Below are 18,791 nucleotides of genomic sequence, written 5' to 3'. Positions count from 1 at the left end.
TATCTCCTAAGCGAGGCTCTTGTTCGAACCGCCGTCCACCGCGAGAGTGGTTCCGGTCACGTAGGAAGCTGCGGGCGACGCGAGGAACGCCGCCACCGAGGCGATCTCTTCCGGCTGTGCCATGCGACCCAAGGGGATTGCAGCGATCATCTCCTGGAAGTCCGGGCTCTCGGCTGCGTTCACGACGTCGAGCCGCGGCGTTTGCACGAAGCCCGGGCAGAGCGTGTTGATGCGAATGTGGTCGCGCGCGAGCTCCAACGACAGGGTCTTCGCGAGCCCAATGACGCCGGCCCACGTTGCAACCGACAACCCGAACTTCGGGATCGGCTGGAGCGCAGAAAGCGCGGCGATGTTGACGATGCTGCCGCCGCCGCGACGCCTCATGCCGGGGACGACGCCGCGCACCATGCGCACGACGCTCATCAGGTTCTGTTCAACTGCCCGCATCCAGCGCACGTCGTCGAATTCGATCGCCTCGCCGATCGGTGGCGCCCCGTCGTTGTTGACGAGGATGTCGACGCCGCCTTGCGCATCGACGGCGGCGAGGATGTTCGCGATGCCGTCGGCCATGCGGATGTCGCCGACGACAGTGCGGATGGTCCCGCCGGTCTCGGCGCGCAACCGCTCGGCGGCGGCCTCGAGCGGCTCGAGCTTGCGTGCGCTGATCAGAACCTCTGCGCCTTCCGACGCCAAGATATGGGCGATCGCGAAACCGATGCCCTGGCTCGCGCCGTTCACGACGGCGAACTTGCCGCGCAGTTTCAGATCCATGCTATTTTCCTTCTGAGATTTGTGGGATCGGCCGGCTACAGGCCTGTTCCCAAATACAAGTCCACCTTCTGAGCGCTGGCCTCATGCCCTCGCCGACAGCTGTCTCACCAGTTCGGGGCGGCGGATCTTGCCACTGGGGGTCATGGGGAAGTCGGTCATTACCTCGAGCTGCTCGGGCAGCTTGTAATCTGCCACCCGGCCTTTCAGCAGGCCTACCACTTCGTCCAGCGTGATCGACAGCCCGGGCTTGAAGATCGCGCACAGGCAGTTGCGCTCACCGAGGCGCGCATCCGGCATGCCGACGATCGCCACCTGCAGGAAGGCGGGATGCTGGTACAGCAGCTCCTCGATCTCGCGCGGAAAGTACTTCTTGCCGGCGCGGTTGACGATCTCCTTCTTGCGACCGGAGATGCGCAGGTTGCCCTTGCCGTCGGCGATCTCGCCGAGGTCGCCGGTGCGGAACCAGCCGTCCGGCGTGAAGGACTCGCGGTTGGCCGCATCGTTGTCCAGGTAGCCCAGGTGTACCGAAGGCCCACGGGCGACGATCTCGCCCTCCATGATGTCCACTTCCATCTGGGGCAGCACGCGCCCTACCGTGCCCATCACCTCGAGCGGGTCGTCGTCCATCCGGGTGCAGGTGTGGATCCCCGTTTCCAGCATGCCATATGCCTCCACAAGCTTCACGCCCGGCAACGCCGCCTGGAAGTCCTTGATGGCTTCCACCGACGCCGGCGCACCGCCGCTGAGCATCACGCGTAGCGACGACAGGTCGTGGCGGCGCAGTTCCTCACTGTTGATCATGGCGACCATGGCCGCCGGCGGCGTCGGAAAGTACGTGATCCGCTCGCGTGCGATGAGGGCCAGCGCGGCCGCCGACGAGAAGCGCTCCATCAGCACGCCGCGCGCACCCGCCAGCACGATCTGCAGCAGCGTGCAATAGCCGGTGTTGAGGCCGACGGGCATGAAGAGCAGGACCACGTCGTCGCGTGTCATGCCAAGGGGCATGTTGATGAATTCCGCAACGCACAGCGTCGTGTTGAAGCTGTGCAGCACACCCTTCGGGTTACCGGTGGTGCCCGAGGTGAAGCACATGCGCATCACCTCGTCGGGGCCCATGCGCACGCGGTCCGCGTCGGTAATCTCCGGCGTGCCCTCGAGCGCCTGCGCGAAGGAAATGACACCGGGCGCATCGATCGTATCGATACAGATCACCGTGCGCAGGTCGGGCAGGCCGCCGCGGACGCCCTGGATCATGTCGACGTAGTCGTGGCCCTTGAACATGTGCGGGCAGACGTACGCCGCCGACTTCGAAAACCGCAGGATGTAGTCCAGCTCCAGCTTGCGCATGTCCGAGCTGACCTTGTTGGCCACCGCGCCGATCAGCTCCAGCGCGAAGAACACCACCGGGAATTCGATCCGGTTGGGCAGTTGCAGCGTGACGACGTCACCGCGCCCGACGCCCTGGCGCCGCAGGAATTCGGCGAAGCGCTTCACCTCGGACCACAGCTGGCGGTAGGTGAGGGTGCGCCTGTCGTCCTTGAAGGCGGCGCGGCCGCCGTCCTCGCCCGCACGCTGGGCGAGCAAGTCGCTGAAGACGCGATCGCTCCACCAGCCCTGCCGTCGGTACTCGGCCTGCAGCTCCGGGGGGTGGCTGCGGGGTGCCTGGATCATAGTCATTCCTTTGTATATTTTTCGACTGACTGAGCGCTCAGTTTATTGGATGCACGAGCCGGTGTCAAGGCGCGGTGCGCGCCTATTAGTGGCGGTTCCGGGGTCGGTGCGCGCTGCCGCCGCGGGTTGCGACCTTGCCCGTCAGACCGCCATCGATCACTCAAGACCTATGGAGGCCAGGAACGAATCGGCATTACGGAAAAACACGTCCTCGAGGACGTCCTGCTCGAAGCCCTGCTCGACCCATTCCCTCGCGAGGCGTTCGTGACCGAGCATCGGGTAGTCGGCACCGAAAAAAGTCTTCTTCCGCAGTCGTCTTGCAATCTCGCGCTTCAGTTCCTCCGAGAAGTAGCGGGGAGACCAACCATGAAGCTCCATCCAGACGTTCGCCTTGTGGAGGGCGATCGCGATCATCTCGGACTGCCAAGGCCACGCGACGCGAGCGGCGATTACGTTCAGGTCCGGGTACTTTGCCGCGACTCGGTCAACGTACCGCGGGTGCGAGCCCTCGAGCGTGATGCCCATGCCACCGCGAGTTCCTGCGCCGGTTGCGGACATGCCCACATGCATCAGGACCGGGCGGTTGGCCTCGATGCACATTCTCAGGCACCGATCCCACGCGGGTTGATCCGGGGTGCCCGCGGGCGTCAGCGAGTGAACCGACAGCCCGACGAGTCCCGGGCCATCCCGCAGGCAGCGCTCCAACTCTCTGACGTGGTCCGGCCGCGTGGGGTCGATGCCGATCCAGTTGCCCAGGACGACGTCCGGGTGCTTGCGGGCGTAGTCGAACGCGTAGTCGTGCTGATCGCGCACCGCTCCGATGTCCATCCTGTAGGTGAAAGCGAAGTCGAGCATGACGCGGACGTTGTCCCTGCGGAACCGCGCGGCCTGCTCTTCCTCGCTGACAAAGCTCATCTCCCACTTAAAATAGCCCTTCAAGGCCTTGCGATCTTCTGCACTCTCGTACGGGCTGCCCTTCCAGCCTCGCTCCGTCCCCCAATGGGAGTGGAAATCAACTATCCGGGGTGGGGTTGTGCTCACTCTGGGTACCTTTCTTGATGGCGTGGCGAACGAATGCGGACGAGTCAGTTGACGTTGCGCGATGTCTTATTCCAATAGGGTGCGCGCAGCGCCTTCTTGTCCACTTTCCCGACCGACGTCAGTGGCAGCGAATCCACGACGACGATCTCCTTGGGCGCATACATCGAGCCCTTGACCTGCTTCACGTGGTTCTGGATGGCAACCGCATCGACCACCTGGCCGGGACGCGCGACGACGAATGCTGTGACCGACTCGCCCCACCTCTCGTCGGGTACGCCGATGGCTGCAGCCGAGCTGATGGACGGGTGTTCGATCATGGCCCGTTCGACTTCGCCGGCATAGATGTTGAAGCCGCCCGAAATGATCATGTCCTTCTTGCGGTCGACGATGTAGATCAAGCCTTGATCGTCCTGGCGAGCGAGGTCACCAGTGTGCAGCCAGCCGCCCTTGAGGGCTGCCTCGGTTTCTTCAGGAAGATTCCTGTAGCCGAGCATGACGCCACGACTGCGCATCACGATCTCCCCGACCTCGCCCAATGGAACGTCGTGGCCGTCATCGTCGACCAGGCGGACCCGCGTGCCGAGCGTCGCTCGTCCGCAGGAAGCCAGCTGCTCCAAGGTCGCGGTCGCGTGCGCTGCCTTGGTGTGAATCGTCCCGGCGCCGGCTGACTCGGTCTGGCCATAGAGCTGGGAGAAGACCGGTCCGATGCGTTCGCGCGCTTCGGCCAGTCGGGCCGGCGACATCGGCCCGGTCGCATACCAGATGGTCTCCAGGCTCGAGAGGTTCCTCGTTTCGGGGCGACCGTGGTCCAACAGTTTGTAGATCATTGTCGGGATCGCGTTGGTCCAGTTGATCCGCTCGGCTTGGATAATGTCCAGGAATCGTTCGGGATCGAAGCCTTGCTCGACGACCACGGTGCCGCCGCGAAGCAGGGCAGGAAGCACGCCGAGTCCCGTGGCGTGCGTGAGCGGAGCAGCTGCCAGGTATCGAGGCACGTGAGGCAACTCGGCATCGGCCATGCATGTGGCGACCGTGTGGACCATCGCGCGATGCGACTGCATGACGCCTTTGGGCCTTCCCGTCGTCCCACCGGTGTATTGCAGCCATGCGACATCCTCTTCGGTCGCCGGCCCTGCATTGATTGGCCGGGATAGATGCGACTCCCCTTTCGGCAAGCCGCCCTCGTTCGGGATCACCATCACATGCGAGAGCGAAGCGACTTGAGCGAGGATGTGGTGTGCCTGGTCCTTGAACGGTGCCGCGGCGACCAGGACGGAAGCCTCTGCGTCATTGCAGACCACGATGTGCTCCTCGACCGATGCCCGGGTCTGGAGCCCTGTGAAGCGCCCTCCCAGCAGGTACGTCGCCGCCGCAACGATCCAGGACTCCGGCATGTTCCCGCTCAGCATCACCACCCCGACACCGGGACCGACGCCTCGAACCGCCAGCGCCGAGGTGAATTGCGATACGAGGTCGGAGGTCTGTGCATAGGTGATACGCCGGTCGCCGGCAACGAAGGCCTCGGCCGAGCGATACCGCGAGAGTGCCTGGACGACCAAGTCGCCGAGCGTCACACCGAACGCTGCAGTCCGTGCATTGGCCGACGTGGGTGCGCCATGGGCGCCGGCGGGTTTAGACATCGCTCATCTCCTCGACTTGATACTTGCGAGCTGCAGACTGTCTGCCGCCCGCTCGAATTCGCGCGCCATTCGCTCCACGAGTTCCGCGACGGTCGGCGTGTCGTGAATCGAGCCGACGCCTTGGCCGGCACTCCAAATGTCGCGCCACCTTTTCACGTCGTCCATGGGATCGATCGTTCCCGCTTCGATCGCCACTTGCGGAATCGTCGATTTGAGCCAATTTCCGCCCACGCCCGCAACCGTGTCCGAATACACGATGTCGGTCATGTCGGAGTCGACGATCTGCTGCTTGTGGCCTTCCTGGGCACCGCTCTCGCGGGTCGCCGCCATCCGCGTGCCGACATAGACCAGGTCGGCACCCGCGGCGATCGCGCCGGCCATCGAGTACCCATCGCCGATGCAGCCGCCCAGGAGCAAGGTGCGGTCGGGCCCCACGAGCGGCCGCAGTTCCGCGAGGAATGCAAACGGGTTGTACGTTCCAGCGTGTCCTCCCGCCCCGTCGCACACGGCGATGATCCCGTCGACATCGGCATCGAGTGCCTTTCGTGCGTGCCGCACGCTGATCGCGTCATGGAAGACGAGCCCGCCATAGCCATGGACCGCATCTGTGATCTCCCGCGTGATTCCCATGGATGTGATCAGGAGAGGGACCTTGTGTTCAACGGTGATCGCCAAGTCCTTTTCGACGCGGGGATTGATCCGGTGGATGGGAAACTGCACGCCGATGGGGACGGTGCCGCCGATGCGGCGACGTATCTCCTTGAGCCAATCCTCGTAGCCGGCAGACGTGCGCTGATTGAGCGCCGGGAAGGTCCCCATGATCCCTGCCTTGCAACTGGCGACCACAAGCTCGGGGTTCGAGACCAGAAACATCGGTGCCGCCAACATTGGCAGACGCAAGGCGCCCTGGAGCTGCGGGGGAATCATGTCGTCCTTTCATGACTGGTCCCGAGGTAAGCCTCGGCGACGCGTGGGTCATTCGCCAGTTCGACCGCGTGGCCCTGGAGTGCTACGGAGCCGTTCTCCAGGACGTAGCCGTGCTGCGCAATCCGCAGGACCTTGCGCGCACTCTGCTCCGCAATCAGTACCGACGCGCCTGCTGCATGGATCTCGCGCACCTTCTCCAGGATTCCGTCGAACACCTTGGGCGCCAGCCCCAGCGAAGGCTCGTCCAGCAGGAGCAGGCGCGGCTGCGTCATGAGTGCACGGCCGATTGCGAGCATCTGCTGCTCGCCGCCGGAAAGGTACGCTGCCGCCTGCCAGGCACGCTCCTTCAACACGGGGAACATCGCGAACACGTGTTCGAGGCTGCGTTCGCGTGCGGCACGGTCGCGCACCAGGTACGCCCCGAGTTCCAGGTTTTCTAGGACGCTCATGGCGCCGAAGAGCGCGCGCCCCTGCGGGACTTGCACGACCCCGAGCGCGGTAATGCGCGACGGATGGCGTCCCTGCAGCGGGCTGCCGTCGAAGGTCACTTCGCCCGAGCGGATTCGGTTCAGCCCACTGATCGCCCGCATCACCGCAGTCTTGCCGGCGCCGTTGGCACCGAGCAGCGCTACGATGGACCGCTCGGGCACACGCAGACTCAACCCGCGCACGGCGTCCACGGCCGTGTAGCCGGAATACAGATTCTCAAGCGCCAACATCGGTTTCCTCGCCCAGGTAGGCCTCGATCACGCGCGGGTCGCGCTGGATCTCGGCTGGCGTCCCTTCGGCCACGAATGTGCCGAATTGCATGACGGTGATGCGTTGCGCGAGTGCCATCATCACGCGCATGTTGTGTTCCACCACAACCAGGGTGATGCCGCGCAGCGCCGCCAGCTCGCGGGCTGCTGCGACGGCGCTGTCTGCTTCCGACTCGCTCATGCCGGAGGTCGGCTCGTCCATCAGCAGCAGCTTCGGCGCCGCGGCGAGCGCCCGGGCGAGGTCCATCCGCTTCAGGAGACCGAACGGCAACTCGCAGGCGGGAGTGTCACGCACCGCCGCGAGCCCGAATGCCTCGAGGCTCTCCTGCGCCATCTTGCGCATGGCAGCCTCGGCGTCGCGCGCGAGGCTGGTTCGCAGCGCTTGGTGGAACACATGCGCGCTGGCGCCGGCCCGGCCCGCGCCCACCAGCACGTTGTCCAGCACGCTCATTTCGCCGAAGGGCTCCACATGCTGGAAGGTGCGGCCTATGCCGCGCCGGCTGCACAGGTGCGCCGGCAGCCCGCCAATGTCTTCACCGTCGAGCCGGACCCGGCCCGCTGCGATCGGCACGGCCCCCGTGATGACGTTGATCACGGTGGTCTTTCCGGCGCCGTTCGGCCCGATGAGGCCGTGGATGGCACCAGCGGCAACGCAGAGGGAGAGCCCCTGGACGGCGTGCACACCGCCGAAGCGAACGTCCACCGTTTCGAGGGCAAGCCGCGGCTGCGTCATGCGACCGCCTCCCAACTACCTGAACGCCCCGCCAGGGCGCCGCGCCACAACACCACCAGGCCATGCGGCAGAAACAGCATGAACGCCACCAGCACGAGGGCGAACACGAGATCGTTATATTCGCGGACCGGGCGCAGCAGTTCCGGCAACCCGGAAAGCACCACGGCACCGAGCACCGAGCCCGCCAGCGAGCCCACGCCACCGACGACGATGAACGTGAGCTGGCGTACGGCCGCCGATATGCCGAACTCGTTGGGATCGATGAATCCGACGAGTTGCGCAAACAGGCCGCCGGCAAAGCCTGCGTAGGCGGCGGACAGGGCGAACGCCGTGAGCTTGATCCGCGCCAAGGAGATGCCGAGCGCTTGCGCAGCATGCGGGCTGAGACGGAGCGCGTTGAGCTCGCGGCCGAGTCGCGAATGTAGGAGGTTATGCGCGGTCCACACTGCCAGCACGCAACCAGCCACTACGACACCGTACACGGCGAACGGCGTCAACACCGCGCCGGGCCACAGCTCGGGCTTCGGGATCTTCAAGCCGCGGACCCCCCCTGTTACGCTGCTCCACTCCTCCAGCGCAATCTGCACGATTTGCATGAAGCCGAGCGTCGCGAGCGCGAGATAGATGCCGCCCAGACGCCGCGCCGGTAGCGCGAGCAGCGCGCCCACACCCGCGGCGAGTGCCGTACCGCAGGGGATTGCCACCCAGAACGGCAGCCGCGCATACGCGGCGAGCAGCGCCGCCGAGTAAGCGCCGATAGCCATGAAGGAGGAGTGACACAGCGAGATTTGCCCCGAATTCCCCACCAGCAGATTCAGCCCGATGGCGGCGACGACATTCACCATCGCCAGCCCCATCATGTAGGCGGGGTAGCTGCCAACAACGGCGCCGGCCAGTAGAAGTGCGGCCACGACGATCGCCGGCCATGCGAAGAGTTGTTTAAACACGATGCACCTCGCGCGTGCCGAACAGGCCGTACGGCCGGAAGGCGAGCAGTAACAGCAGCACGATGAAGGGCACCAGGTTCTTGAACGTACTGCCCACCGCGATCGACGCGAAGGTTTCGATCAGTCCGACTGCGAGGCCTCCGATCACGGCGCCGGGGATGCTCGTGAAGCCACCCAGGACCGCAGCCACCAAGCCGCGCATGAACAACTGCCCGATCTCCGGATTCACTCCCACTACGGGCGCCACGAGCAGGCCAGTCAGCGCCCCGATCGCTGCGCTGATGGCCCAGGCCCAGCGGTAAGCCGCATGCACGCGGATGCCCATCAACGTTGCAGCCTCCGGGTTGAGGGCCACGGCCCGCATCGCCTTGCCGGTGCGCGCGTAACGAAAGAACAGGGTGAGCAGCACCGTGACCGCCACCGTGCAGAAGACGATCCAGAGCGATGTGGGATTGGCGCGCAAACCCGCAAACTGCAACGGGTTGTCACCAAAAGGGCCTTCCACACTGAAGACCGTGTCGCCCCATCGCACGGAGATCGCGCTTTTGATGGCGAGGCCGATAGCGAACGTCGCGATCACGACAGTAAAGGCGGGAGCCTTCGCGATGGGCCGGATCAGCAGCCGCTCGATCACCATGCCGAACAACGCGCCACCCGCCAGCACCAGCGCGAAGACGACACCATACGGGAGTTGGAACGACGCGAGCACAAGCGCAGCGTAGGCACCCAGCGTCGCCAGTTCGCCTTGGCCGAAGTTGAGCACACCGGAAGCCTTGTAGGGGATGACGATGGCGACCGCGACGAGCGCGTAGACCGCCCCGACGCCCAGGCCAGCGATGGCCAGCTGCAGGTAGAAAATGGCGCCCATCGCAGCACCTACTCGTAGCGCTTGAGGATTTCGGTCGGGTGCGTGCTGCTCCACTGCACCGGTTCCCAGCTGCCGCTACGAACTTCCACGGGCGAGAGCGTCAGGTTGCCGATGTGGTGCCTGGCCGTGAAGCTGCGGGGCGTAGCGATCGGGCCTACGCGGTAATTCTGCAAGCCTTCGAGGCCGCGGATGAACGATTCCGGCGTCGGCTGCGGCCCTGCACGGCGAAGGCCTTCTGCCACGACATACGCATCGGCATACACCATGGCATCGAAGACGCTCGGCCGGCCGGCGGGGGCATTCGGATATTCGCGGCGCCAGGCCGCCTCCCACTTTTGCATATCCGGGTGCTTGGAGCCCGGGAGCATCGGAATGGCCGCGAAGCCCTTCACGCCTTCGGCAGCGCCTTTCGAGGCGGCGATGACTCCCGGGTCGACAATGGCCGATCCGACGAAGATCGGCTGCGTCAAGCCGAGATCCCGTGCTTGCTTGAGCGCGATGGCGGCCTCCGGCGGGTTGCCGAACAAGGCGATCACGTCGGGGTTGGCGCGCTGCGCCGCGATCAGCTGGGACGTGAAGTCCTTGTCGCCATTGTTGAACTCTAGGCGGCTCTCAGGTTCGATGTTGAACCATGCCTTCAGCTTCGCCACGGTTGCATCGCCCTCGTTGCGCGAGTATTCGTCGCGGCTCGTCATCAGCACGATCTTCTTGGCTTTGTAGTGCGACGCGAGGAACTCGGCGTATACCTCGCCGAAGCGGGCCGTCTCGTTGGTTGCGCCGCGGAACAGGGTTCGGGCGAACGGGAAGGTGACTTCAGGTGCGGATGCGACCGATACGTACATCGGCGTGCCACGCTCCTTCACGTACCCGATCGTGCCCCCGGTCGCATTGCTGCCGCCGACGGACATCAGCATGAACACCTTGTCCTGCTCCACAAGCTTCTTGACTGACGCGAGCGCGCGGACCGGCGAATGCGCATCGTCCTCGAACTGCATCTGGATCTTGCGGCCGTTGACACCACCGGCGGCGTTGATTTCCTTGAACGCGAGTGCTGCACTGTCGCGCCCAGCAAGCCCCAAGAACGCGACCGGTCCGGAAATCGGGCCAAAGGTGCCGATCAGGATCTGATCGGCCGCAACGCCGGCAGTTTGGGCACTCGCCGCTGTCGCGGTGAGCACGAGGCAGGCCGAGGCAGCCCACAGTAACAAGCGCTTCATCGTTGTCTCCTTTAAGTAGATCATTCTGACTGAGCGCTCAGTATTTAGCAGCAACAAGATCGTGTCAACCCCTCGGGCTATACTGACCGTGTGCTCAATCGGCAGGATCTGAAGGAGAGTTGATGGCCGAAGTGAAGGTAAAAGTGGCCTCCGGAGCGAAGGAGGCGCCGGCGCGGCCGCGCGCCCGGCCAGTGAAGGCCGCCAGCAAGGATGCAGACCTGGTGCGCGAAAGGCGCGGGCTGTTGGTGGCCGCTGCCGTGCGCGTCTTCAAGGAGAAGGGCTTCCACGAGACGACCGTGCGCGACATCGGTCGCGAGGCAGGCATGACCCAGGGGACGATCTACAACTACGTCGGCTCCAAGGACGACATCCTCTACTTGGTCTGCGACCAAATCGTCTCCGAATACCAGGAGGAGACCCGCAAGGCCCTCGACAATTCGGCTGATCCGCGCACGCGGGTGCGCAGCGCGGTGCGCGCCTTATGCGAAGTGATGGACAAGCACCAGGACGAGGTACTCCTTACCTACCAGGACAGCCATCTGCTCGATGCACGCTCGAGGCGAGTGATCTTTGCCCGGGTGGAGGAGTTTGTCGGCATGTTCGAGACCATCCTTACGGATGCGGCTCGCGAGTTGGGCCGCCCGCTACCGGACCCACGTTTCGCAGCGAATGCCATCACCTTTTTTCCGACCATGATCGCGCTCAGGCGGTGGTCGCTCAAGGCGCGAGACCGCCGGTCCGAACTGAACGAGTGGCTCGTGGATTTTCTCGTGCGCGGCTTGGGCTTCGACTAGCGCGACCTTCTGCGACCAGCGGATGCCGCCGACCCTCGTGATGCGACCGCGATGGCGGCGGACCGCCGCGAATAAGTCGGGCTGCGTTCGCCGCATCGCGGATTGCGTTGCTCGCTTGCTTCCGATGGATGATCGGCAGACGGAACCGGCAAGCGGAAAAACGGGATCCGTGTGCCCAACACGCTTCCGAGGTAGACCGTTCTCAGCTCCGCGCCGCCAAAGGTGATGCTCTTGGGCCAGGTGCCCGACGGCCTCGGCCAAGGTGCCCGCGGACTCCTTGCTGTAGACGACAAAATAGTTGACCCGCGGTAGCGGGGGCGAGCTTTTCGTCGAAGGACTGGCCCTTTCAACCGCACGCACAACCTCGCGATCCACAACTTGCTCCCCGGCTGCGTCAACACGGAACGAATCCGAGGGGTCTTCGATGCTCGCGCGCACGCGACGCACAGATTCGGTCGTCCAAAAGAGTTCGGCACCGCTGCGCATTCCTGCGGTTGCGTCACCGCTCAGAACCTGTGATGGACGGTGGGGCCTGCCCCGGCACGCTATAGTTGTTGCAGAGTAAACTGCTGCTGGCCCCGTCTCAGGTCGCGCCATCAGAGCGCAATGTCGCCACTTCGGCGCCACCGACGCACGGCTCTTGTGAAGCCATGAACATTAGGCAGCTGCGCTACTTTCTCCAAATCGCCGAAGTCGGCAGTGTGACGCGCGCGGCGGAGGTCCTGCACATCGCCCAGCCGGCGCTGTCGCGCCAGATGCATTCGCTCGAAGAAGACCTCGACGCGACTCTGTTTCACCGTTCCGAACGCGGCATCACGCTCACGGCGGCCGGGGAATGCCTTCGCGAGAGCGCCGTCGAACTGCTGCAGCACTTCGATCGGGTGCGTTCGGAGGTTCGAGACCGGTCTGGCGAACCTAGCGGTGAGCTGACGATCGCGTTGCCTCCGTCCATGTCGGAGCTCCTCGCATTTCCGGTCATACAGCGATTCAGGACCAGCTACCCAAACGTCTTGCTGAGGGTGTTCGAAGGTTCGAGCGGGGTCCTCGACGCGTGGTCGATGGTTGCACAGGGCAAGGCCGACTTGGCGGTGGTCGTCTCTAGTGAACCGCTCGCAAGTCTCGAAGCTTACCCGTTCATCGAAGAGCCAATGTGTCTGCTCGGCCCACTCGAATCAGGTCTTGCCATGGACAAGCCATTGACCCTGGAAGATCTCGTCGATCGGCCGATGGTCGCGATGAGCCGACCCAACGTGGGGCGCATGTTCGTGGACAGTGCGATGGCCGAACGCAATATCCGCCTCAACGTTGCGCTGGAGGTCAACACTCGGCAACTGGTGCTGAAGGCGGTGGAATCAGGGTTGGGCTTCGCAGTCCTTCCCCTTTGTTCCGGGTGTGACCTGATCGAGAGGGGTGCTATCTCCATGGCACCCATCGAGGGCTTGGAGATCTCATGGCTCCTGATCAAGGGTCGCGAACAGGGGTTGTCCCTTGCAGGCCAGCGCATGCAACTCATGCTTCGTCAAGTTGCACACAAGCAGATATCCACCGGTCGCTGGCCACTCGCCAGACTGAAGGGGTTCATGCCGCCAGAGGACGGGCGCCCTCCGCCACCATCAACGTGACATCCGGATCGGCATGGGCTCCATGCCGAGAAAGCATTTCCGCCGCTATCGCCCGGTTGCTAACCTACCCCTCGAGTCACATTACTACTAGAGGAGACAGTTCGTATGAACAGGCGAAACATGATCGCAGCATCGATCGCGTCTATGCTGGCACCCCAACTGCACGCGCAGGGCGGCAACGGGTATCCGAACCGCCCGGTAACGCTCATCTTCCCGTTTCCCCCCGGATCGCCGGGGGATGCGGAAGCGCGAGATATCGGCATCGCAATGCAGAAGGCGACGGGTCAGCCGCTCGTCATGGACTATCGCCCCGGCGCAAGCGGCATGATCGGCACGCAAATCGCCCAGCGAGCCGCACCGGACGGCTACACGCTGCTTTACGGCTCCACGACATCGATCGTGACGGCACCCGCCGTCACCATGAAGTCCCCCTACAGTGGCACAACCGATTTTGAGCCACTCACAGGAATTGGGCGGATCGACGGGCTGCTGATCGTGCCGGCCAATTCCAAGTACCACACCGTGCAGGAGCTTGGCGAGGCGCTTAAGGCAAATCCGGGCAGTTTGAATTACGGAACGATCGGTCCCGGCTCGATGTCGCACCTGATTGGCGAACTCTACCTGCGGACCGTTGGCGCGAAAGCGACGCCTGTCGCGTACAAGGGAACGCCGCAGGCCTTGCAGGCGCTGGTTGCCGGAGAAATCGACTTCCTCGCTGACAGTGTTGCGTCAGCCGGCGGCCTCATTGACGCCGGAAGGGTCCGTCCGCTCGCAGTGGCAACCAACAAGCGCCTGTCGCAGTTGCCTGATGTCCCGACATTGACAGAGACTGGCCTCAAATTGGTACTCGGAGTGTGGCTCGGGTTGTTTGCGCCGAAAGGGACGCCTCGCCCGGTGCTCGATCAATGGGCGCTATACGCGAGCGACTATCTGCGCGACGCAGGCGTGCGTTCGAGGTTGCTTGCGAGGGGAATAGAACCGACTCCGAGCACGCCGCAGGAATTCGCGCGCCAGGTCGCCGCGGACGAGGCGCAGTGGCGGCCCCTCATCAAGTCGTTGAACATCCAGACTTAAAAGTCGCGAGGCGAGCGGAGCGGGCGACCATCTGGTCGCCCGCTTTTTTTAACCCTCGTGCCCAACGCATAACCGCCACTATCTAGGGCATGTCAGCCATGCCGCGACAGCATTTCCCGAACGGGATTGCCATTCTTATTCTTGCCGACATGAAAAGCCTAGGGACAACGCAATGAAACCAATGAACGAGTCTGAAGTTGCCGCCATCGCTGACGCCGTCGTTGTGGACTGGGACGTCCCCATCACGATGGATGACGGAACGGTTCTGCGTGCCGATGTGTTTCGTCCGGTGGAGGAGGGACGCTACCCCGTACTCTTGAGCTATGGCCCTTACGGTAAGGGATTGGCTTTCCAGGAGGGCTATCCGGCTGCTTGGGAAGGGATGATCCGCAGCCATCCCGATGTGGCGGAGGGATCCAGCGGTCGCTACCAGAACTGGGAAACGGTGGATCCTGAAAAATGGGTGTGCGATGGTTATGTGTGCATCCGCGTCGACAGCCGCGGCGCTGGCCGCTCGCCCGGACTGCTGGATCCCTGGTCGGAGCGAGAGATCAGCGACATTTGCGAGGCGATTGCTTGGGCCGCAGCACAGCCATGGAGCAGCGGCAAAGTCGGCATGAACGGGATCTCCTACTTCGGCGTGAATCAGTGGTTTACTGCGTCGCGCCGTCCTCCGTCGCTGTCGGCGATCTGTGTTTGGGAAGGCGCCGCCGACATCTATCGGGACGCTGTGCGCCATGGTGGCATCGCTTGCACGGCGTTGTGGAAGTCCTGGTACGGACCCCAGGTCGTCAACGTCCAGCACGGCRCCGGTGACCGCGGTCCGCGAAGTCGCGTGACGGGTGAGTTGGTTGCAGGCCCCGAGACCCTGGATGAAGAGACTCTGCGTTTCAACCGGGTAAACCTTGAACACGAGATGACGAGCCGGCCCCTCCCGGATCCGTATTTCGAGGCTCGGGCTGCACGATGGGACGCCGTCGACGTGCCGCTTCTCTCGGCGGGGAATTGGGGAGGGCTCGGCCTGCATCTGCGGGGCAACATCGAAGGGTTCACGCAAGCGAGTTCGAAGCAGAAGTGGCTCGAGTTGCATGGCGGCGACCACTGGTCTTCGTTCTACATCGCCAGTTCGGTTGCACTACAGAAAAGGTTTTTCGATCACTTCTTGAAGGGCGCGAACAACGGCTGGGACGCCGAACCTCCGGTGAACCTGCAGATCCGGCACGTGGACAGGTTCGTTGCGCGCAAGGAGCAGGCATGGCCCATTCCGGACACGCGCTGGACGCCGTATTACCTGGAGCCGGGGCATGCGGCCCTCGGCAGCTCCGTCCCGGTGGACAACGCTTCCGTCACCTACGAGGCCCTCGGGCCTGGCTTGGTTTTTATGCTGCCGCCCTCGACCAGTGAACTCGAGGTGACGGGGCCCCTGGCAGCCCGTCTCTACGTTTCCTCCGAGACCACCGACGCGGATCTCTTTCTAACCGTTCGCCTGTTTACGCCCGACATGAAGGAAGTCACCTTCCAAGGCGCCAACGACCCAAACACGCCGATCGCGCAAGGGTGGCTGCGTGCGTCGCACCGGAAGCTTGACGCAGGGCGCTCGAAGCCCTGGCGGCCCTGGCATTCGCACGACGAGATCATCCCGCTCGTGCCCGGCGAGGTCTATCCAGTCGACGTGGAGATCTGGCCGACGAGCATCGTGGTGCCGCCGGGCTACCGACTGGCACTGAGCATCCGTGGCAAGGACTTCGAATACGCCGGCCCACCCGTGATGGCGTTGCACCCCGCACACGAAATGCGAGGCTGTGGGGCGTTCGTTCATGACGACGAGCAGGACCGTCCGCGGTCGGTGTTCGGTGGGCGGGTCACGGTCCATACCGGTCCGGCGCATCCATCTTCCATCCTTCTTCCCGTGATCCCGCCCCGAGCGTGATTCATCTCTCCAGGAGACCATTTACGTGAAGCAACACCGAGTGATCATCAGCTGCGCCGTGACCGGCAGTGTCCATACGCCCTCGATGACGCCGCATCTGCCGATCACCCCCCAACAGATTGCGGACGCAGCCGTGGGTGCGGCCGAGGCTGGCGCCGCCATCATCCACTTGCACGCGCGAGACCCCGTCACCGGGCGCCCGGATCAGTCGCCGGAAGCATTCGGCAAGTTCTTGCCGATGATCAAGGAGCGATGCGATGCGGTGATCAACATCACCACGGGCGGTGCGCCCGGCATGACTGTAAGCGAGCGCATTCAACCTGTGATCGAGTTCAAGCCGGAAGTCGCCTCGCTAAACATGGGATCGATGAACTTCGGCATGTACCCCCTGCTGGAGCGCTTCAGCGATTTCAAGTTCGATTGGGAGGTTCCGTTTCTGGAGGGAACCCGCGACCTCGTATTCAGGAACACTTTCAAAGACATCGAACACGTCTTGCGGGTCGGGCACGAGACGGGTACCCGCTTCGAGTTCGAGTGCTACGACACCGCTCACCTTTACAACCTACGCCATTTCCTTGACCGCGGAATGGTGAAGGCTCCTCTCTTCATCCAGTCTGTCCTCGGCATCCTGGGAGGAGCGGGGACGCATCCGGAAGATGTGGTGCACATGAAGCGGACGGCCGACCGGCTGTTCGGGGACCAGTACCACTGGTCAGTGATCGGGGCAGGCGCCGCGCAGCTGCGACTGGCGACCCAGGCGGCAACAATGGGCGGAAACGTGCGCGTCGGCCTGGAAGACTCCATCTGGCTGCGCCCCGGCAAGCTGGCTGAGTCGAATGCGGACCAGGTCCGGGCGGTGCGAAAGCTGATCGAAGGATTGGGGCTGGAGATCGCGTCTGCCGAGGAGGCGCGCGAGCGCCTGCAGCTAAAGGGCGCCTCAGGCGTCAACTTCTGAAGGAACGAACGTGTCAAAAGTGCTTGTTGTGACCGGTTCAAGCCGGGGTATTGGTGCCGCGATTGCGCTCCTTGGTGCGAAGGAGGGTTACGAGGTCGCAGTGAACTACAGGAGTGATCGTGATGGAGCGGAAGCGCTCGTCCTAGATATCGCTCGTCAAGGGGGCAGGGCCGTGGCCATCTGCGCTGATGTGTCGACCAACGCGGGAGCTGCGAAGCTCTTCACCGAAGTTGACCAGGAATTGGGCCCTGTCTCCGCGCTGGTGAACAACGCCGGCATCTCCGGTAGCCGGTGCCCGATCACCGAAATCGACGAGGACAGGTTGCGGCTGATCTTCGAGACGAATGTGTTTTCCGCGTTCTACTGTTCCCGCGAAGCTGTCAGGCGCATGAGCCGCACGAGCGGGGGCGAAGGCGGTTCGATCGTGAACGTCTCGTCAGCCGCGGCACGTCATGGCGGCATGCCCGAGCTTGCGCACTATGCGTCCACGAAAGCCGCATTGGACGGCATGACCATAGCGCTGGCGAAGGAGCTCGGGCCGCTCGGCGTTCGAGTGAACAGCGTTCGACCCGGTGTCATCGTCACCGAAATGCACGAAGAGTTCGGAGGCGCAAAACTCATCGAAAGCATTGCGCCGACGATCCCGATGCGACGTCCGGGCACTGTGGACGAAGTCGCTGATGCTGTGCTCTGGCTGGCGTCGGAACGCTCGTCGTACGTACATGGTGCTGTCATCGACATTACGGGCGGAAGATAAGATGCTCTTCGAGATGCGGACCTACCAGTTGCTGCCCTCACGCCTGAAGGACTACCTCACCACCTACGCAGAGAAGGGCAAGTCGCTTCAGTGTGACGTGCTTGGGCACTTGGCTGGGTGCTACACGACGGAGGTCGGCGACCTGAACCAAGTGATTTTCATTTGGGGGTTCAGTTCGTTCGAGGACCGGATGCGGCGGCGCGCCGCGCTCGCCGGCCTCCCTGCGTGGCAAGCGTACGTCGCGGAGGTCGCTCCTCTATTCGTCCGGCAGGAGAGCAAACTTCTGATGCCGGCCCCTTTCAGCGAGGCGCTGCCGACGGAGGAAGCCATGCGGCACCTCCGGGGCCATGGCTAAGCGATGCCGCGCCCGCTCGTCGCCGCGCTGGTGTGCGGCAGCCCCCACCGCAACCACGACTTTGATTTCGCGCGGCTGCGGCTCGCCCAGGCGCTCTACGACGCGCACGGCATCCGCACCGATTGCTACATCGACTATGAGGATTCGGCCGACATCCTCGGTGCCGACCTGCTCGTCAGCTACACCTCGCAGGTACCGGTGAGCGAAAAGGCCGGCACCGCGATCCGGCGCTTCCTCGATCGCGGCGGGCGCTGGTTCGCGTTGCATGCGACCAATTCGGTCGCGGGCAACCAGGCGATGCCGAGCATCCTCGGCACACGCTTCATCTCGCACCCGAAGTACATGACCTTTCCGGTCAAGGTGACGCGGCAGGGAGAGCCGCTGCTCCAAGGCATCGGCGGCTTCGAAGTGCCCGACGAGCTCTATTGCATCGAGGACGTCACAAAGGACCTCGACGTGCTGCTCCACACGCGCTGGGGCGGCGAGGCGTTCGGCGGAATTCAGTTCGAGGAGGCCGATCGCCCGATGCTCTACCGCCGCGCGGTCGGCGACGGCGGCGTGCTCTATCTCGCGCTCGGCCACGCGAATCGGCCTTATGACAAGCCATTCCCGCACGTGCCCGATCAGCCCGACTATCGTGGCCCCTGGGACCTGCCGGTGTTCCAAGAACTGGTGAAGCGCGGCATCGAATGGGCAGCGCAGCGGCGGCCGTTTTGACCGTCCCGCCGCCC

General features: G+C 63.9%; 18 protein-coding genes. 8 read left to right on the top strand and 10 right to left on the bottom strand.

Annotation, left to right across the window (positions count from 1 at the left end; translation table 11 throughout):
* Nucleotides 1-6: 6 nt before the first annotated feature.
* The 10 genes from AC1DF3_RS20575 to AC1DF3_RS20530 form a co-directional block, all read right to left on the bottom strand.
* The gene (locus AC1DF3_RS20575; protein ID WP_478140696.1) at nt 7-771 is read right to left on the bottom strand and encodes an SDR family NAD(P)-dependent oxidoreductase; all 765 of its coding nucleotides are present in this window, start codon (nt 769-771) and stop codon (nt 7-9) included.
* An 81-nt stretch (nt 772-852) separates the two neighbouring features.
* On the bottom strand, nt 853-2,442 hold the full coding sequence (locus tag AC1DF3_RS20570) for a class I adenylate-forming enzyme family protein (protein WP_478140695.1): 1,590 nt from the start codon (nt 2,440-2,442) through the stop codon (nt 853-855).
* Between the two features lie 156 nt (nt 2,443-2,598).
* On the bottom strand, nt 2,599-3,381 hold the full coding sequence (locus AC1DF3_RS20565; protein ID WP_478140694.1) for an amidohydrolase family protein: 783 nt from the start codon (nt 3,379-3,381) through the stop codon (nt 2,599-2,601).
* Between the two features lie 146 nt (nt 3,382-3,527).
* A complete protein-coding gene (locus AC1DF3_RS20560; protein ID WP_478140693.1) occupies nt 3,528-5,123 on the bottom strand; it encodes an AMP-binding protein in 1,596 nt (531 codons plus the stop codon).
* A 3-nt stretch (nt 5,124-5,126) separates the two neighbouring features.
* Nucleotides 5,127-6,050 (bottom strand): NAD(P)H-dependent flavin oxidoreductase, encoded by a 924-nt coding sequence (locus AC1DF3_RS20555; RefSeq protein ID WP_478140692.1) that lies wholly within the window; start codon nt 6,048-6,050, stop codon nt 5,127-5,129.
* The gene (locus tag AC1DF3_RS20550; RefSeq protein ID WP_478140691.1) at nt 6,047-6,769 is read right to left on the bottom strand and encodes an ABC transporter ATP-binding protein; all 723 of its coding nucleotides are present in this window, start codon (nt 6,767-6,769) and stop codon (nt 6,047-6,049) included. Before AC1DF3_RS20550 ends, AC1DF3_RS20555 begins: the two co-directional genes overlap by 4 nt.
* A complete protein-coding gene (locus AC1DF3_RS20545) occupies nt 6,756-7,541 on the bottom strand; it encodes an ABC transporter ATP-binding protein (protein ID WP_478140690.1) in 786 nt (261 codons plus the stop codon). The genes AC1DF3_RS20550 and AC1DF3_RS20545 overlap by 14 nt, the downstream gene beginning before the upstream one ends.
* Nucleotides 7,538-8,488: a branched-chain amino acid ABC transporter permease gene (locus tag AC1DF3_RS20540; RefSeq protein WP_478140689.1), complete on the bottom strand. Its 951-nt coding sequence runs from the start codon at nt 8,486-8,488 to the stop codon at nt 7,538-7,540. Before AC1DF3_RS20540 ends, AC1DF3_RS20545 begins: the two co-directional genes overlap by 4 nt.
* Complete coding sequence (locus AC1DF3_RS20535; protein WP_478140688.1) at nt 8,481-9,356, bottom strand: branched-chain amino acid ABC transporter permease; 876 nt, start codon at nt 9,354-9,356, stop codon at nt 8,481-8,483. The genes AC1DF3_RS20540 and AC1DF3_RS20535 overlap by 8 nt, the downstream gene beginning before the upstream one ends.
* Nucleotides 9,357-9,364: 8 nt before the next feature.
* Entirely contained in the window at nt 9,365-10,573 is a 1,209-nt protein-coding gene (locus AC1DF3_RS20530; RefSeq protein ID WP_478140687.1) for an ABC transporter substrate-binding protein, read from the bottom strand.
* 122 nt (nt 10,574-10,695) lie between these two features.
* On the opposite strand from AC1DF3_RS20530, the gene AC1DF3_RS20525 reads away from it, so the two are divergent.
* From AC1DF3_RS20525 to AC1DF3_RS20490, 8 genes are all read left to right on the top strand, one after another.
* Entirely contained in the window at nt 10,696-11,367 is a 672-nt protein-coding gene (locus AC1DF3_RS20525) for a TetR/AcrR family transcriptional regulator (RefSeq protein ID WP_478140686.1), read from the top strand.
* A 650-nt stretch (nt 11,368-12,017) separates the two neighbouring features.
* The gene (locus tag AC1DF3_RS20520; protein ID WP_478140685.1) at nt 12,018-12,989 is read left to right on the top strand and encodes a LysR family transcriptional regulator; all 972 of its coding nucleotides are present in this window, start codon (nt 12,018-12,020) and stop codon (nt 12,987-12,989) included.
* Nucleotides 12,990-13,094: 105 nt separating this feature from the next.
* A complete protein-coding gene (locus tag AC1DF3_RS20515; RefSeq protein WP_478140684.1) occupies nt 13,095-14,063 on the top strand; it encodes a Bug family tripartite tricarboxylate transporter substrate binding protein in 969 nt (322 codons plus the stop codon).
* Nucleotides 14,064-14,244: 181 nt separating this feature from the next.
* Nucleotides 14,245-15,993 (top strand): CocE/NonD family hydrolase, encoded by a 1,749-nt coding sequence (locus AC1DF3_RS20510; protein ID WP_478140683.1) that lies wholly within the window; start codon nt 14,245-14,247, stop codon nt 15,991-15,993.
* A 19-nt stretch (nt 15,994-16,012) separates the two neighbouring features.
* Nucleotides 16,013-16,948, top strand: coding sequence for a 3,5-dioxohexanoate:acetyl-CoA acetone transferase (gene kce, locus AC1DF3_RS20505; protein WP_478140716.1), 936 nt, complete (start codon nt 16,013-16,015; stop codon nt 16,946-16,948).
* A 10-nt stretch (nt 16,949-16,958) separates the two neighbouring features.
* On the top strand, nt 16,959-17,705 hold the full coding sequence (locus tag AC1DF3_RS20500; RefSeq protein WP_478140682.1) for an SDR family oxidoreductase: 747 nt from the start codon (nt 16,959-16,961) through the stop codon (nt 17,703-17,705).
* A 1-nt stretch (nt 17,706) separates the two neighbouring features.
* Nucleotides 17,707-18,060 carry an NIPSNAP family protein gene (locus AC1DF3_RS20495; protein ID WP_478140681.1) on the top strand — a complete coding sequence of 118 codons (354 nt, stop codon included), beginning with the start codon at nt 17,707-17,709 and terminating at the stop codon, nt 18,058-18,060.
* Between the two features lie 3 nt (nt 18,061-18,063).
* Nucleotides 18,064-18,777 (top strand): ThuA domain-containing protein, encoded by a 714-nt coding sequence (locus tag AC1DF3_RS20490; protein WP_478140680.1) that lies wholly within the window; start codon nt 18,064-18,066, stop codon nt 18,775-18,777.
* Nucleotides 18,778-18,791 lie beyond the last annotated feature (14 nt).

The organism is Variovorax sp. 10N432 (assembly GCF_056394465.1).
Note: the sequence above shows the minus strand (reverse complement) of the source record. Positions and strands in the feature narration are given on the sequence as shown.